The organism is Streptococcus infantarius subsp. infantarius ATCC BAA-102 (assembly GCF_000154985.1).
Lineage (GTDB): Bacteria > Bacillota > Bacilli > Lactobacillales > Streptococcaceae > Streptococcus > Streptococcus infantarius.
Genome location: NZ_DS572686.1, coordinates 1 through 14,283, shown reverse-complemented (window position 1 = coordinate 14,283; position 14,283 = coordinate 1). Strand labels below are relative to the sequence as shown.

Annotated in this window: 16 protein-coding genes and 1 pseudogene; 2 read left to right on the top strand and 15 right to left on the bottom strand. The window is 38.0% G+C overall.

Annotated features, from left to right (window positions below; genetic code table 11):
* The first annotated feature begins 146 nt into the window (after positions 1-146).
* Both STRINF_RS02130 and STRINF_RS02125 read left to right on the top strand, forming a co-directional pair.
* Positions 147-419, top strand: coding sequence for a helix-turn-helix domain-containing protein (locus tag STRINF_RS02130; protein WP_003103297.1), 273 nt, complete (start codon positions 147-149; stop codon positions 417-419).
* Between the two features lie 12 nt (positions 420-431).
* Positions 432-1,652, top strand: a complete 1,221-nt coding sequence (locus tag STRINF_RS02125; RefSeq protein ID WP_006531352.1) for a tyrosine-type recombinase/integrase — start codon at positions 432-434, stop codon at positions 1,650-1,652.
* Between the two features lie 106 nt (positions 1,653-1,758).
* Here the strand turns inward: STRINF_RS02125 and rpsI are convergent, their stop codons facing one another.
* The 15 genes and pseudogenes from rpsI to STRINF_RS02050 form a co-directional block, all read right to left on the bottom strand.
* On the bottom strand, positions 1,759-2,151 hold the full coding sequence (rpsI, locus tag STRINF_RS02120; RefSeq protein ID WP_006531351.1) for a 30S ribosomal protein S9: 393 nt from the start codon (positions 2,149-2,151) through the stop codon (positions 1,759-1,761).
* A gap of 22 nt (positions 2,152-2,173) precedes the next feature.
* Positions 2,174-2,620 (bottom strand): 50S ribosomal protein L13, encoded by a 447-nt coding sequence (gene rplM, locus STRINF_RS02115; protein WP_003063191.1) that lies wholly within the window; start codon positions 2,618-2,620, stop codon positions 2,174-2,176.
* Between the two features lie 191 nt (positions 2,621-2,811).
* Positions 2,812-3,768, bottom strand: coding sequence for a ketopantoate reductase family protein (locus tag STRINF_RS02110; protein ID WP_006531350.1), 957 nt, complete (start codon positions 3,766-3,768; stop codon positions 2,812-2,814).
* A gap of 192 nt (positions 3,769-3,960) precedes the next feature.
* The gene (locus STRINF_RS02105; protein ID WP_043878287.1) at positions 3,961-4,503 is read right to left on the bottom strand and encodes a helix-turn-helix transcriptional regulator; all 543 of its coding nucleotides are present in this window, start codon (positions 4,501-4,503) and stop codon (positions 3,961-3,963) included.
* A gap of 108 nt (positions 4,504-4,611) precedes the next feature.
* Positions 4,612-5,064, bottom strand: a complete 453-nt coding sequence (locus STRINF_RS02100; RefSeq protein ID WP_006531348.1) for a hypothetical protein — start codon at positions 5,062-5,064, stop codon at positions 4,612-4,614.
* A 111-nt stretch (positions 5,065-5,175) separates the two neighbouring features.
* Positions 5,176-6,036: a DegV family protein gene (locus STRINF_RS02095; protein WP_006531347.1), complete on the bottom strand. Its 861-nt coding sequence runs from the start codon at positions 6,034-6,036 to the stop codon at positions 5,176-5,178.
* 146 nt (positions 6,037-6,182) lie between these two features.
* Entirely contained in the window at positions 6,183-6,695 is a 513-nt protein-coding gene (locus STRINF_RS02090; RefSeq protein WP_006531346.1) for an NYN domain-containing protein, read from the bottom strand.
* Between the two features lie 44 nt (positions 6,696-6,739).
* Positions 6,740-7,489, bottom strand: a complete 750-nt coding sequence (rlmB, locus tag STRINF_RS02085; protein ID WP_006531345.1) for a 23S rRNA (guanosine(2251)-2'-O)-methyltransferase RlmB — start codon at positions 7,487-7,489, stop codon at positions 6,740-6,742.
* A gap of 60 nt (positions 7,490-7,549) precedes the next feature.
* Complete coding sequence (locus STRINF_RS02080) at positions 7,550-7,951, bottom strand: Mini-ribonuclease 3 (protein WP_006531344.1); 402 nt, start codon at positions 7,949-7,951, stop codon at positions 7,550-7,552.
* Positions 7,944-9,290 (bottom strand): cysteine--tRNA ligase, encoded by a 1,347-nt coding sequence (gene cysS, locus STRINF_RS02075; protein WP_006531343.1) that lies wholly within the window; start codon positions 9,288-9,290, stop codon positions 7,944-7,946. The genes STRINF_RS02080 and cysS overlap by 8 nt, the downstream gene beginning before the upstream one ends.
* 32 nt (positions 9,291-9,322) lie before the next feature.
* Complete coding sequence (cysE, locus tag STRINF_RS02070) at positions 9,323-9,940, bottom strand: serine O-acetyltransferase (RefSeq protein WP_006531342.1); 618 nt, start codon at positions 9,938-9,940, stop codon at positions 9,323-9,325.
* A gap of 15 nt (positions 9,941-9,955) precedes the next feature.
* Positions 9,956-10,711 carry an SseB family protein gene (locus STRINF_RS02065; protein ID WP_043878286.1) on the bottom strand — a complete coding sequence of 252 codons (756 nt, stop codon included), beginning with the start codon at positions 10,709-10,711 and terminating at the stop codon, positions 9,956-9,958.
* Between the two features lie 44 nt (positions 10,712-10,755).
* Positions 10,756-12,948 (bottom strand): polyribonucleotide nucleotidyltransferase, encoded by a 2,193-nt coding sequence (gene pnp / locus STRINF_RS02060; RefSeq protein ID WP_006531340.1) that lies wholly within the window; start codon positions 12,946-12,948, stop codon positions 10,756-10,758.
* 216 nt (positions 12,949-13,164) lie between these two features.
* On the bottom strand, positions 13,165-13,395 hold the full coding sequence (locus STRINF_RS02055) for a GlsB/YeaQ/YmgE family stress response membrane protein (RefSeq protein WP_006531339.1): 231 nt from the start codon (positions 13,393-13,395) through the stop codon (positions 13,165-13,167).
* A 145-nt stretch (positions 13,396-13,540) separates the two neighbouring features.
* Positions 13,541-14,283, bottom strand: a pseudogene (locus STRINF_RS02050) (bifunctional acetaldehyde-CoA/alcohol dehydrogenase); the annotation flags it as partial.

Here is a 14,283-nt window from a genome sequence, read left to right as displayed (position 1 = left end):
GATTATGATTTAAGATTTGTTTAGGGTGATTCAGATATACTGTATTCATCCTAAATAACTTTTCTTTTTCATAATCTCCTTAGAAGCAAGCTCAGAAATGGGCTTGTTTTCGTTTTTTTAAATACTACATATAGGAGGAAATGACCATGCAAGTTATTTTAGCAGAAGAACAAACTCTTGAAATCCAACATATGATTGGAGAGTTAATCAAATCAGAAGTTAAAAATGCAAGAGAATCAGTTGGTGCTGATTCTCCTTTTTTAAATAAACGACAAGCCTGTGATTATCTAGGGATTTCTAACAATACTCTTGACCTATGGATTTCTATGGGATTACCATATATCAAAATTGGTAAATCCATACGATTCAATAAGGAAAGCGTCAATCATTGGATGGCAAGACTTGAAATTTCTGCCTAGAAAGGAGTACCGATGTCAATAAAGAAAACTAAAAATGGAACGTATCACTTGAAAGTCTATATCCCTAATGAAGTCCAGCCAAAATTAGGACTTGGTGCTTACTACGAGAAACGCTTTAAGACGAGACGTGAAGCTAAAGAAGCTGAATTGAAATTATCTGTTGATATTGAAAAAGCTAAGCTTAATAAACACTATCAAAAGCCAATCCACAAAGAAGATATTCTTTTCGCTGACTTCTATAAAGATGTCTGGTTAGAGCCATATAAAGCTGGACAAACCACAACAACAAGTAAACCTCCAACTCTTGCTACAGTTTTCCAGACCGAGAATCTGTTTCGACTTCATATCCTACCACTTCTTGGCAAATATTCAATTAGCTACCTCAATGATAATAAGCAGCTAGTCCTCTCACTATTAACTGGGAAAGCAAATAGCTACGCGAATTTCAAAGCACTCCGTGGTTATATCAACTCTGTTTTTGACTGGGCGGAAGAACTAGAATATATCCCCGTCAATCGACTCCACAAAACAATTAGCCGTATTAAAGCCACAAAGAAACAGATGCTTAAAGAGAGTAAACGAGAAGAAGATTTAGCCCTCGATGAAGAAGAGCTTCGACTCTGGTTAAAAGCCTTTGATGATGATTTAAATCAAGGACTGATTGAGTTTAAAGACTATGTCCTTTTCTATACCACATTCTTCTTATCAGATAGAAAATCTGAATCTTATGCTTTACAGTGGAAACATATTGACTTCAACCAAAATGAGATTCTAATAGAAAATGCTCTGGATAGATTTGGAAACGTCAAGTCAACAAAAGGAGGCAAGAAAACACTCTTCAACGCTCCCTTAGAACTTATAAGACTTCTCAAGGAATGGAAAGCCATCCAGCGGGAAGAACTTAAACTATTTGGAATTAAACAGACCAATAATCAATTTGTTTTTACATATAATGACCGAAGCAACAATATTAACAAAGTAGTTCATATCGACTATCTAAACTATCGGATGAATTCCATTAAAAGACGACACCCTGAACTTGCTCCTGCTACGCCTCATAAATTACGACATACAGGAGCAACTCTAGCTAAAAAAGCTGGTCGGTCTATTGACGAAATTTCAGAAGCACTCACACATAGTGACCAGTCAATCACAAAGACATATATCAATACCAAAAACACTGTTAAACAATCAGTTGGTGAAACAGCCTTCCGCATCATCAAAAAGAGCTAAGGGAAATTTCAGGGAAATTTTCAGGGAAACTTTTTATTTTAGGGCAAAAAAAGACACCCAAGAGAGAACTCTTGAATGTCTTGAAACGTTGATATATCGCTGATAATTAACGTTTTGAGAATTGTGAAGCTTTACGTGCTTTCTTAAGACCTGGTTTTTTACGTTCAACCATACGTGCATCACGTGTAAGAAGACCAGCGCGTTTCAATGAATCACGGAAGTCTGGGTCTACTTGAAGCAATGCGCGAGCGATACCGTGACGGATAGCTCCTGATTGACCTGCGTAACCACCACCTACAACGTTAACGAAAACGTCGTATGAACCAACAGTTGAAGTAACTGCGAATGGTTGGTTGATAACAAGACGAAGGTCAGGATGTGGGATGTATTCTTCTACATCTTTTTTGTTAACTGTGATTTTACCAGTACCTGGGACCAAACGTACGCGTGCAACAGCGTTTTTACGACGACCAGTACCTGTGTATTGTGCTTGTGCCATTTAATAGATGCTCCTTTCTCTCTTAGATAAGTCCTTTAATATCAAGTACTTCTGGTTGTTGAGCAGCGTGTGTGTGTTCGCTACCAACGAAGACTTTCAATTTCATGCCTTGTGCACGTCCAAGAGTGTTGTGTGGAAGCATGCCTTTAACTGATTTTTCAATCAAGCGAACAGCATTTTTAGAACGAAGTTCACCTGCTGAGATTTGTTTCAATCCACCTGGATACATTGAGTGAGTGTAGTAGATTTTATCAGTTGCTTTTTTACCAGTTAATTTAACTTTTTCAGCATTGATAACGATAACGAAGTCACCTGTATCAGTGTGTGGTGTGAATGTTGGTTTGTTTTTTCCGCGAAGTACGCTAGCAACTACTGCAGAAAGACGTCCAAGAGGTACATCTGTTGCGTCAACAACGTACCATTTACGTTCAACTTGGCCTGGTTTAGCCATGAATGTTGTTTTGTTCATGAGTTCTCCTATACGAATTCGTTTTTGTTTACAAAGTGTGGATGTTCCGGTCCACGAGTTATTTGAAAGGTTCCGGGGCCTTACAAATGGGGTAAACAATACCGCTTACTATAATACCAAAAAAAGTGGTAGTAAGTCAACAGTTATGACTAATCTTTTATAAGTTTTTTCGACTTTTTGAAGGAAAACGCTTAGCGGTATTTGCGTGTATTTTCAGCTAGGTGAACAAGGTGACGCAAAAAGTCATGTGTCTTGGCTTGATAGCCATTTGCTAAGCCTAAATCATAAATGTAGCCATTAATATAGTCCACTTCTGTCTGACGTCCTTTAATCATGTCTTGATACATTGATGGATAGTGAAGTGGACTGGTCTCCTCACTGACATAACGGATGGTTTCCCACTCTTTTTCACGGCTATTAAGCGGTTCAATCCCTGCTAGTTCTGCTACGTCATACGCTTCATCAATTAGCTGTCTTCCAAGTTTCTCTGCACCTTGATAATCAATAAACTGCCCCATGCGAATCTCAAAAAGGGTACAAATTGTATTGATTACAGAATTAAAAACAACCTTTGTATAAAGTGTTCCTAAAAAATTATCCGTCAGATTTGGATTAAGATTTGATGCACTAAAATCAGCAATAATCTGCTTTTGAACGCTATCGACATAACCGAACTGTGCAGCTAAATTAATCGAACCTGCACCAGCCTTTCCGATAAAATCGACATCTCCTGCAGCTTTTAAAACTGTTCCAATTAAACAAGTCCCTGCCAAAACTTTTTCAGGAACAAAATAGTGATTAATCTTTTCAATGTGCCCCATGCCATTCATGCCAGTAAAAACGTATTGATTGCTATTGAAGAAATGTTCACTTCGCTCTAGTAATTTTTGTAGATGCATCTGTTTATCAAAAATAATCAAGACATCTGGTTTTCCATGGTAGTTTTCTGGTAGATAAATATCAATTGGAACCAAATCACGATTCTTGCCATCACGTGACTGGTAGACACCACCTTGTTTTTGAATTGTATCAACTTGTTCTTGCCAAGTATCGATAAAATCAACTTGAGCTTTCAAATGTTCCTTCAGCAATAGGCCAAAGCGTAGTCCCATCGCACCACTTCCAAGTACAGCATACGATAAAGTCATCAATCTACCTCCCTTGATTTTTTAAAATTATATCACTTCTCTCAAGGAAGAAGGCAAATTGTGAGTATTGAATTTTTTTATGACTGATTATAACTATTGTGAAATCTACCCCTTAACACTCACATTATAGTCCAAACTAACAACCTTTTCATGATAATGATTGGCAGTGATTTGAACTTGATAAGAGCCTTTTTAAAAGTAAAGTTTTTGGCTATCTTTTAATTCATCGCCATCAAGTTGATAGCAACACTTGTTATTTTCATCAACAATACTTAAATGTAAATCTCCATCATCTGTCATGCCATTTACTTTAAGATTCAACTTTTCATCTTCTGGCAATGTGAAATAACCTTTAGTAACTTCTAAAGTTTTTTGGCTAGTTGCACTTTGACCATAAGTCTTATCTTTTTTCATTGAAAACTTGACTGAGTGTTCTTCGTTATAGTTATACAAGAAGAATGCTCCGATAAGGCAAACCACTGTGGCAATTACAGCAAGCATTGGCCACAGCTTCTTCTGCTTATCAGAATTTTTTGCTACACTTGGTATAGTTTCTTTTTTAATTAATTGGTCAACAGAAATGCCAAAATAATCACTAATTTTAACCAGCATTTCTACATCTGGATAGCTTTTCCCATTTTCCCAATTTGATACAGTCTGCCTTGATACATGAAAAATATTGGCAAAATCATCTTGACTCATCTGATATTGTTTTCGTAATTCACTGATATTCATTTTTTCCACCTTTCACCAAAATTATCTTCTTTTTTCATTTGAATACTAGCAAATACCTTTTGACATCATAGCAAAACTCTTTGACATAACCCATTTAGCAATTTGACGTTACAAAAATTGCAGCAAATAACCATCTATTACAGCAATTAGAAGATACATCACAAAAGCTCTTGTAAATGATTCTATATGTTTTCTAGGATTCTGAAATAGGTCTTTTTCAGGGATTTTTGTAAAACGAATGCATTTTGTACGTCTCCACCAAATTAAATCAATCACAAGTAAATCAAACAAATTCAATCCTTGTCCTATAATGCTTAAACAAATGAAATTGTGTAAAAAGTTTGGCTTTCTAATAGCTATTCCAAAAATAAATAATATTACCAAAAAGATTAAAAAATTTAGCAAGAATGCTACACACTTATTAGTTGTTTTAACTTTTGCTCGATAATCCTCATTATTTCTTATCAAAGTCTGAACTTCATCTGGATACGATGAAAAACTTTTTAAATTTTTATCATCAGTTCCTGTCCCTAAAAAGCACAAGATAAAAAGAACAGACATAAACCAACCGTCTCAATAGCTACAACCATCTTCCCTCACTCCAATTCAAATATTAAATACCACCGTCATTATGTTTTACAAAAAAAGCAGACTAAGTCCACTTTTTTGATTTTATCGTGCGTCTTTTCCGATTGTAAAGACAGCTAACGTTCCAGGCCCTACGTGAGCTGAGATAACTGGACCTAATGGCATAATAAGAACCTCATCAATCATGTCATGTTCGAGCAATGATTCTTTTAAGCTTTCAGCACCTTCTAAATCATTAGCATAGGCAACAACAGCTGTTCTATGAGCGATAGATTTGGTCGCTTGAGAAACAACTTCTTTTAGTGCTTTTTTGCGGCCACGAATTTTTGCTAGTGGAACAAGTTTTCCTGTGGCATCCAACCACAAAAGAGGTTTGATATTAGCTAAACTTCCCATGATAGCAGATGTTTTTGATAAACGACCGCCACGCATCAAATGATAAAGGTCATCAACTAGGAAATATGTTCGTAAGCGAGGCAAAATATCAATAATCATCGCTTTAGTTTCTTCGAGTGTCTTGCCTTCATCACGCGCTGCAGCTGCTAGGACAGATAAATACCCTTCTCCACCTGCTGCTGCCAAGGTATCAACGATTTCGATAGTCGCATCTGGAAATTCTTCTAAAACAAGATCACGCGCAATCATTGAACTTTGGTAAGTTCCTGATAAGACAGAAGAAAAAGCTAGGTAAAGCACCGCATCACCATTTTGTGCATGACGACGGAAACTTTCTTCAAATTGTCCCACATTAACTTGACTAGTCGTTGGTTTACCACCATTTTTCATGCTTTCTAGTAATTTTTCACTAGTCAAACGATTTGGACCAACCGTTTCATAGATTTCCCCGTCTAATTGAATGGTTAGTCCTAGGATTTCAACATCATGAGCAGTTGCCCAATTTTCATCTAAGTCTGCTGTTGAATCCGTTAGTAATTTAAAAGTCATAATTCTCCCTTTACTATAAAAACAATCATACGTTCAGTATTATCAATCATTGTCACAAAAATACTTTGATAGTCAAATGATTTCTTTTTCATTATAACAAAAAAGCTCGCAATTAGCGAGCTCCTTTAAAAAAGTCCTTTGATGTTTTAAATATCATCAAGTAATTTTTTTAATTTATCCATCTGTCCATCATTCCACGGACTGAGTTTTGGTGTGGTTAAATCAATGTGCTTTGACATTTTGTCCAAGTCTGATTTAACCGTATTTACGCGCTGCTCCAATTCACGAGCTGACACCCGAAGGGCACCTTGTGAAAAGACCGTCCATTGTTCATTTAAATCACTGGTTGCAACTTCCACAAGATGGCGTGGTGTATTTAGCTCAGCTGCTGTACGTTCAATATAAGAATCAGCTGTTTCATCTTCTTCGGTGAAAATTACTTGGATTTTATATTGGTCATAACGTTGACGCAATCCTGGAACGTACTGAGCATCAAAGACACAGATAATATCCAGATTTTCAAAATGGGCATAATTATTGAGCTTACGCAGTAAAATATTGCGTGCTTCGTCTAATCGATTTGTCTTAAAGAGTTGACGTGTTTCCTGCCAAAAGGCAATCATGTTATAACCATCAACTAAGAGGATTCTTTTCTTCATTTTTTAGTCCTTTCACAGATGGCTCATCAAGTCTTACAAAAAAATTAATCTACTTTATGACGGAAAACTTCATACATCAATACTGCAGCTGCCACACTGGCATTCAAACTTTGAACGTGACCATTCATCGGAATCGTAATCATTTCATCCACTTGTTTTTTGATGTTTGGCGAAATGCCTTTTCCTTCGTTACCAATGATTAGGGCTAGTTTGCCAGCTGTATTCCATTTGTGTGATGGTGTTCCGTTCATATCAGTACCAAATACCCAGAAACCTTGTTCTTTCAATTTATCAAGCGTTTGGCTGAGGTTTGTCACACGAGCAATCGGAACATGTTCGACAGCGCCAGTTGATGTTTTAGCAACCACAGGTGTCACACCAACCGCACGATGTTTTGGAATAATCACACCAGTGACATTTGTTGCGTCAGCTGTTCGCAAAATTGAGCCAAAATTATGCGGGTCATTGAGTTCATCCAAAATTAGAATCAGTGGATTTTCTTCCTGCACAGCTTTTTCCAAAATGCTATCTAATTCAGCATAAGCAAATTCTGAAACGCGCAAAACAAAACCTTGGTGAACGGCACCATTTGTCATGTCACTAAGTGTTTTTTTAGGTGTCCAAGAAATAGAAACTTTTTTCTCTGTGGCTAACATTTTGATTTTATCAACATTTTTTCCACGCAAGTCGTCTTGAATGTAGAGTTTATTTCCTGTATTAGCTTGAAGGGCTTCTGTTACTGCATGTACACCATAAACGATGTCATTTTGATCATTAAATTCTTTGTTCTTCATAGTGTTATTATAACATGAAAACCAGCTCTCATGCGAGAACTGGCTATTTTTATTTTTTACTTAATCTTCAATTTTTTCAACCGCTTGGATACACCAATCAATAATCTCTTCGAGACGATCAATCTGCTCAGTCATGTGAAGATAGCCCATGACAGCTTCAAAACCTGTCGACATGCGGTAAGTCACAACATCAGCATTTTTAGCTTTGGTATGACTATTTGTATTGCGACCACGCTTATAGATTTCTTCTTCTTTTTCCGTCAATAGCTGCGCTTCTAACATCATATTAATCAGCATTGCTTGAGCTTTGGCTGAAACATACATCGTTGCTTTGCGGTGCAATTGATTAGGTTTTGTCATACCTTGAAAAATCAAGTGTTTACGAATATAAGTCGAATAAATGGCATCTCCTTCAAAAGCAAGGGCAATACCATTAATAAGATTGACATCTACCTTAGTCACGTGTCCACCTCACACCATCTTTAGTATCAAGCAATTTGATACCTTGAGCTGCTAGCTGATCACGAATAGCATCTGCTGTTGCAAAATCACGATTTGCACGAGCTTCTTGGCGTTTTTCAACCAATGCTTCGATATCCGCATCAAGCACTTCTTCTTCAAAGACAACACCAAATACAGCAAGTATTTTAGCAAAAGTATCTTTGGTTACTTGGTCATAATTCCCTGAATTAATCCATTTTGCCATGTCAAAGACAACTGTAATACCATTTGCTGTGTTGAAATCATCATCCATAGCTGCTTCAAAATCAGCCTTGAATTTTTCAAGTTCAGCTGAATCAACTGCTTCACCAAGTGGCAAGGTAAAGGTATTTTTCAAATACTTAAGGTTAACAGATGCATCGTGAACAGCTTTTTCGGTAAAGTTGACAGGTTTGCGATATTGTTGTGTCGCAAGGAAGAAACGAAGTACTTGACCATCAACAGTTTTCAACATATCGTGAACTGTCACAAAGTTGCCAAGAGATTTTGACATTTTTTCATTGTCAACATTGACAAAACCATTGTGCATCCAGTAATTAGCAAATGTTTTCCCAGTTTTGGCTTCTGATTGAGCAATTTCATTAGTGTGGTGTGGAAATTCCAAATCAGCTCCACCACCATGAATATCAATGGTATCACCCAAGATACTTGTCGCCATTACAGAACATTCAATGTGCCAACCAGGACGTCCTTGTCCCCAAGGGCTTTTCCATGAAACTTCACCAGGCTTAGCAGCTTTCCAAAGTGCAAAATCAAGTGGATTTTCTTTGATGTCACCTTCGCCATCAACACGACCACTAGCACCAACTTCAAGGTCTTCCAAAGTTTTATTGGCTAATTTAGCATAGTTTTTGCTTTTAGCCACGCGGAAATACACATCGCCATTTGCTTCATAAGCAAAACCTTTGTCCACAAGGTCTTTGACAAAAGCAATAATTTCATCCATGTAATCAATAACACGTGGATTTTTTGTTGCTGGTTCAACACCAAGTTCTTTGACATCTTCCATAAAGGCTGCAATGAATTTATCAGAAAATGCCTTTGTGTCCATGCCAGCTGCTGCCGCACCTTTGATGATTTTATCATCGACGTCAGTAAAGTTAGAAATATAATTTACTTTGTAGCCACGGTATTCAAAATAGCGGCGAATCGTGTCAAAAGCAACAACACTTCGAGCATTCCCAATGTGAATATAGTTATAAACAGTCGGTCCACAAACATACATGTTAACAGTATTTTCAGTAATTGGGACAAAGTCACGAAGACTTCTGGTCATTGTATCATAAATCTTAATTGTCATGTTCCTTCCTCCAATCTCCTTTTATCTTTCAATTAAAGTTTTGATGAATGTAAACTTTCGTAGAAAGCTGCTTCAAGTTTTGAAGTATAGTACTCGCGGTGTTCTTCGAGATCATGAATGGCATTTTCATCTTTTTTACCATGAACACGAACAACTTTCGCTGGTACTCCAACTACTGTTACATCTGCTGGAACATCCGATACAACGACAGCTGCTGCACCGACTTTGGAATTTTTACCAATTTCAATTGGTCCAATAACCTGTGCGTGCGCTGAAACAAGTGCTCCTTCGCGAACGGTTGGGTGACGTTTCCCGACATCCTTACCCGTTCCACCAAGAGTCACACCATGATAAAGCATAACTCCTTTTTCTACAATTGCTGTTTCACCAATAACAAGACCAGAACCATGGTCGATAAAGACACCCTCAGCAATTTCAGCTCCTGGGTGAATTTCAATTTGTGTCCAAAAGCGCCAGAATTGGCTATGCATGCGCGCTAATAATTTCAAGCCATGTTTCCACAAGAAATGTGAGATACGATGCGCAGCCAATGCTTTGACACCAGGATAAGTTAGTATAATCTCCAGAGAGCTACGAGCCGCTGGATCGTTTTTCTTTACAATATCAATGGTTTCTTTCCACCAACCCATATCTTCTCCTTTCTTTTATTCGTCTTCGTCGATTTCAGACCAATCGACAAGAATTTGTTGGTCATCAAAGGGATTAATGGCAACTCCAACCGTTTCGTCAATGTCGTTTTCACCGTGTCCAGGTTGATAAATATCAGCCAAACGCCATGTCAAAATACTTCCTTGAGAATTGCGAAATGGTGTTCCAAAATCTTTGTGGTTATACCATTTAGCAAAGCTTTGAAGATTTGAAAAGGCTGGGACATAGCTTTTACCTTCTGGTGTAGACATTGTTGGGAACATACGGTCAAAGCTTTGATCATCACGTGGGTGAACAAAAGCTGGGACAAGGTAGTATTTGTCCAAAGTATCCGCCGCAAGGTTTTCTTCACCCATAAGTTTATTCAAAATAGTTGTGTATGCATTCAAAAATTGGATTAATTCACTACTTTTGAAAATAGTTGAATTGCCAAAATCGCCTGTTTTCTTAAGATTAAAGACAATTCCAGTTAATCCTTTTTCAATGACTTCTTTTAAAACATCCAAAGTTAGACGTTCAACCCAATTTTGATCATTGGCACTAGCTTGTTCAGATTTGAAAGTTTCCAAATCTTCCTTATCAGAAAAGACAGGAGTCACCTTTTGCCCTTCAATATCAAGAGCATAAGGTTGATCACTAGCCAAAACTGGGATGTTGTGCAAAGCATTGACAAGAGCAATGCTATCTAAAAAATTATCTGGTGCGTTTACAAATGCACGCAAACGCAAATCAAGTTCATTTAAATTTGTCATCGTTAAACTCCACATTTACAAAAGATGAGCAAGTCAAAAAGTGATTAGTCAATTTTATCGTGTTTTTCTTTGTTATCACGCAAGTGTCCACCAAACGGTGAATGATCCTTGTGTTCTTTCTCGTGTTTTTCAGCTCTTGGTGGACGTGGAAGAAGAGCTTTCATTGACGCATCAACACGTCCTTTGTCATCTACTTTGATAACTTTAACATCAACTTCGTCACCAACTTCAAGAACATCAGAAACGTTAGCTGTACGTGTCCATGCAATTTCTGAAATGTGAACAAGGGCATCTGTCTTATCAAAGAGGTTAACAAAAGCACCGAATTTTTCAATACGAACAACTTTAGCGTGGTAAACTTCACCAACTTTAGCTTCACGAACTAAACCAGCAATAATTTCTTTGGTACGGTCGATAGCTGCTTGGTCTGATGAGTAAATTGAAACATTTCCTTCATCGTCAATGTCAATTTTAACACCAGTTTCTTCGATAATTTTATCGATGGTTTCACCACCTTTACCAATAACTACTTTGATTTTATCAACATCAATCTTGATTGTATCAATTTTTGGTGCTGTTGGTGCCAAGTGAGTACGAGGTGCTGGGATAGTTGCTTCAATCAAATCAAGGATTTCAAAGCGTGCTTTCTTAGCTTGAGCAAGAGCTTCTTTTAAGATTTGTGGTGTGATACCTTCAATCTTGATATCCATTTGAAGGGCTGTGATACCTTCACGAGTACCTGCAACCTTAAAGTCCATGTCACCAAAGTGGTCTTCAAGGCCTTGGATATCTGTCAAGATTGTGTAGTTGCTACCGTCTGAAATCAATCCCATAGCGATACCAGCAACAGGTGCTTTAATTGGCACACCACCAGCCATAAGCGCAAGGGTACCTGCACAGATTGAAGCTTGTGAAGATGAACCGTTTGATTCCAAAACTTCAGCTACAAGACGGATAGCATACGGGAATTCTTCAAGGCTTGGAAGAACTTGCGCAAGAGCACGTTCACCGAGAGCACCGTGACCAATTTCACGACGGCCTGGCGCACCGTAACGTCCAGTTTCACCAACAGAGAATTGTGGGAAATTGTAGTGGTGCAAGAAACGTTTCTTGTACTCATCACCAAGTCCATCAACGATTTGTGTTTCACCCATTGGAGCAAGTGTCAAAACTGACAAGGCTTGAGTTTGTCCACGTGTAAATAGACCTGAACCGTGAATTTTTGGCAAGAAATCAATTTCAGCATCCAATGGACGAATTTCGTCAATACGACGACCATCAGGACGGATTTTATCTTCTGTAATCAAGCGACGGACTTCAGCGTGTTCCATTTGTTCAAGAATTTCAGCCACATCACGCATGATTGTTTCATAGTTTTCATCATCGGCGTAGCGTTCTTCGTAAACAGCAGTTACTTCTTCTTTGACAGCTTCTGTTGCTGCTTCACGCGTTTTTTTCTCTTCGACTTGAACAGCTTTTTGAAGGTCCGCATTGTAGGCTGCAATGATTTCAGCTTGCAATTCTGGGTCAACTTGTAGCAATTCAACTTCTGCTTTTTCTTTACCAACAGCTGCAACGATTTCTTCTTGGAAGGCAATCAATTCTTGAACTGCTTCATGTCCTTTAAGAAGAGCTTCAAGCATAATGTCTTCTGACAATTCTTTAGCACCAGATTCAACCATGTTGATAGCTTCTTTTGTACCGGCAACAGTCAATTCAAGAAGAGATGCTTCTTTTTGTTCAGCTGATGGATTGATGATAAATTCACCATCGATATAAGCCACTTGAACCCCTGCGATTGGTCCGTTAAATGGAATGTCTGAAATAGACAAAGCAAGTGAGCTACCAAACATGGCTGCCATTGGTGCACTAGCATCTTCATCATAAGAAAGAACGGTATTAATTACTTGAACTTCGTTACGGAAACCTTCAGCAAACATTGGACGAATTGGACGGTCAATCAAGCGAGCTGTCAATGTCGCATCAGTTGTCGGACGACCTTCACGTTTGTTGAAACCACCTGGGAATTTCCCAGCAGCGTACATTTTTTCTTCGTAGTTTACTTGAAGTGGGAAGAAGTCACCAGTTGACATTTTTTTAGACATGACAGCTGCACTAAGAACAGTTGATTCACCGTAACGAATTACTGCAGCGCCATTAGCTTGTTTAGCAACTTGACCAATTTCAACAACAAATGGACGACCAGCAAAAGTCGTTTCAAAAGTTTGTTTTGACATTTTTATTCCTCTAACATTTTATTTTGATACGTCTGTTTTCTACAAAAACCAGTCTGTAAAAGACTTATAAACTCGTCTTTGCATAAAACCACGTATCTTCATTATTTTATCACATTTTATAGGAAATAGCAGAGCTTGCAGCATAGTTTTTTAAGAATCATTAAAAAGCAGCTACCAAACAGTAACTGCTTCTTCTTATAGCGTTTTATCAAATAATTACCCAAAAAATAAATCAACAACTGCAATAACGATAATGGCCCCAAGTACAGATGGTAAAATTGCCATACCAGCAAGACTAGGTCCCCAATAACCAAACAAACTTTGACCAACAAATGAGCCCACAAGTCCAGCAAAAATATTATAAATGCAGCCCATTGACTCACCTTTCTTAGTGATAGCTCCTGCAATTATCCCAATCAAAGCCCCAACAATTAATGATCCAATCATAACAGTCTCCTTTAATGCAATATCTCTAGACAGGTCTTACAAAAATCCCTGATTAACCGTTTTTATTAACACCTCCATTCTACCACAAAAGCCTCCCAAAGGGAGGCTCAAGAATGTCAACTAATACAATTGTTAAGAAGAGGTATTAGAACATGTCAATCAATAATTGTTTCAACTCAGCAATGTAAGGTTGACGTGGGTTAGCAGGTGTACATTGATCATCGTATGCAAGTGATGCTAATTTATCAACTGCTGCATCAAAGGCTTCTTTTGTAACACCATTTGCAGAGAGACGTGGATCAACATCAACTGCTTTCATCAAAGCATCAATACGTTGGCAAAGCGCTTCTACTAATGCTGCATCATCTTTACCTTGAAGACCAAGGCTACGAGCAATATCAGCGTAATCACGTTGTGCACGATATTCTTCATAACGTGGGAAGACTGAACGTTTCACATTTCCTGCAACACCATTGTAACGAATAACATGTTGCATAGCGATTGAAATAGCTAGACCATGAGGAAGACCAAATTCACCACCAGTTTTGTGTGCGATTGAGTGATTAATACCTAGGAAGGCATTTGAGAAGGCCATACCTGCAAGTGTTGCAGCATAGTGCATATTTTCACGTGCTTGTTCGCCACGAAGTGTAGGATTCTTAGGATCGTAGTTATAAGAATCTTCCAAGTTTTCGATAACTAATTTAATAGCTTCAAGAGACCATGGACGAGTCAAATCAGATGCCATAACTGAAACATAAGCTTCAAGGGCATGTGACAAAGTATCAAGACCAGAAAGAGCTACTGTACGTTTTGGCACGGTCATAACAAATTCTGGGTCAACAATAGCAACTTGTGGTGTCAATTCATAGTCAGTCAATGGATATT

What these genes read in the sequence shown, in the direction of transcription:
- rlmB (WP_006531345.1), bottom strand. Translation starts at nt 7,489, where the DNA reads ATGAAGAACAAAGAATTTAATGATCAAAATGACATCGTTTATGGTGTA.
- STRINF_RS02100 (WP_006531348.1), bottom strand. Translation starts at nt 5,064, where the DNA reads ATGTCTGTTCTTTTTATCTTGTGCTTTTTAGGGACAGGAACTGATGAT.
- cysS (WP_006531343.1), bottom strand. Translation starts at nt 9,290, where the DNA reads ATGACAATTAAGATTTATGATACAATGACCAGAAGTCTTCGTGACTTT.
- rplM (WP_003063191.1), bottom strand. Translation starts at nt 2,620, where the DNA reads ATGAACAAAACAACATTCATGGCTAAACCAGGCCAAGTTGAACGTAAA.
- STRINF_RS02105 (WP_043878287.1), bottom strand. Translation starts at nt 4,503, where the DNA reads ATGAATATCAGTGAATTACGAAAACAATATCAGATGAGTCAAGATGAT.
- STRINF_RS02055 (WP_006531339.1), bottom strand. Translation starts at nt 13,395, where the DNA reads ATGATTGGATCATTAATTGTTGGGGCTTTGATTGGGATAATTGCAGGA.
- rpsI (WP_006531351.1), bottom strand. Translation starts at nt 2,151, where the DNA reads ATGGCACAAGCACAATACACAGGTACTGGTCGTCGTAAAAACGCTGTT.
- STRINF_RS02065 (WP_043878286.1), bottom strand. Translation starts at nt 10,711, where the DNA reads ATGACAAATTTAAATGAACTTGATTTGCGTTTGCGTGCATTTGTAAAC.
- STRINF_RS02130 (WP_003103297.1), top strand. Translation starts at nt 147, where the DNA reads ATGCAAGTTATTTTAGCAGAAGAACAAACTCTTGAAATCCAACATATG.
- STRINF_RS02125 (WP_006531352.1), top strand. Translation starts at nt 432, where the DNA reads ATGTCAATAAAGAAAACTAAAAATGGAACGTATCACTTGAAAGTCTAT.
- STRINF_RS02110 (WP_006531350.1), bottom strand. Translation starts at nt 3,768, where the DNA reads ATGACTTTATCGTATGCTGTACTTGGAAGTGGTGCGATGGGACTACGC.
- STRINF_RS02095 (WP_006531347.1), bottom strand. Translation starts at nt 6,036, where the DNA reads ATGACTTTTAAATTACTAACGGATTCAACAGCAGACTTAGATGAAAAT.
- cysE (WP_006531342.1), bottom strand. Translation starts at nt 9,940, where the DNA reads ATGGGTTGGTGGAAAGAAACCATTGATATTGTAAAGAAAAACGATCCA.
- pnp (WP_006531340.1), bottom strand. Translation starts at nt 12,948, where the DNA reads ATGTCAAAACAAACTTTTGAAACGACTTTTGCTGGTCGTCCATTTGTT.
- STRINF_RS02090 (WP_006531346.1), bottom strand. Translation starts at nt 6,695, where the DNA reads ATGAAGAAAAGAATCCTCTTAGTTGATGGTTATAACATGATTGCCTTT.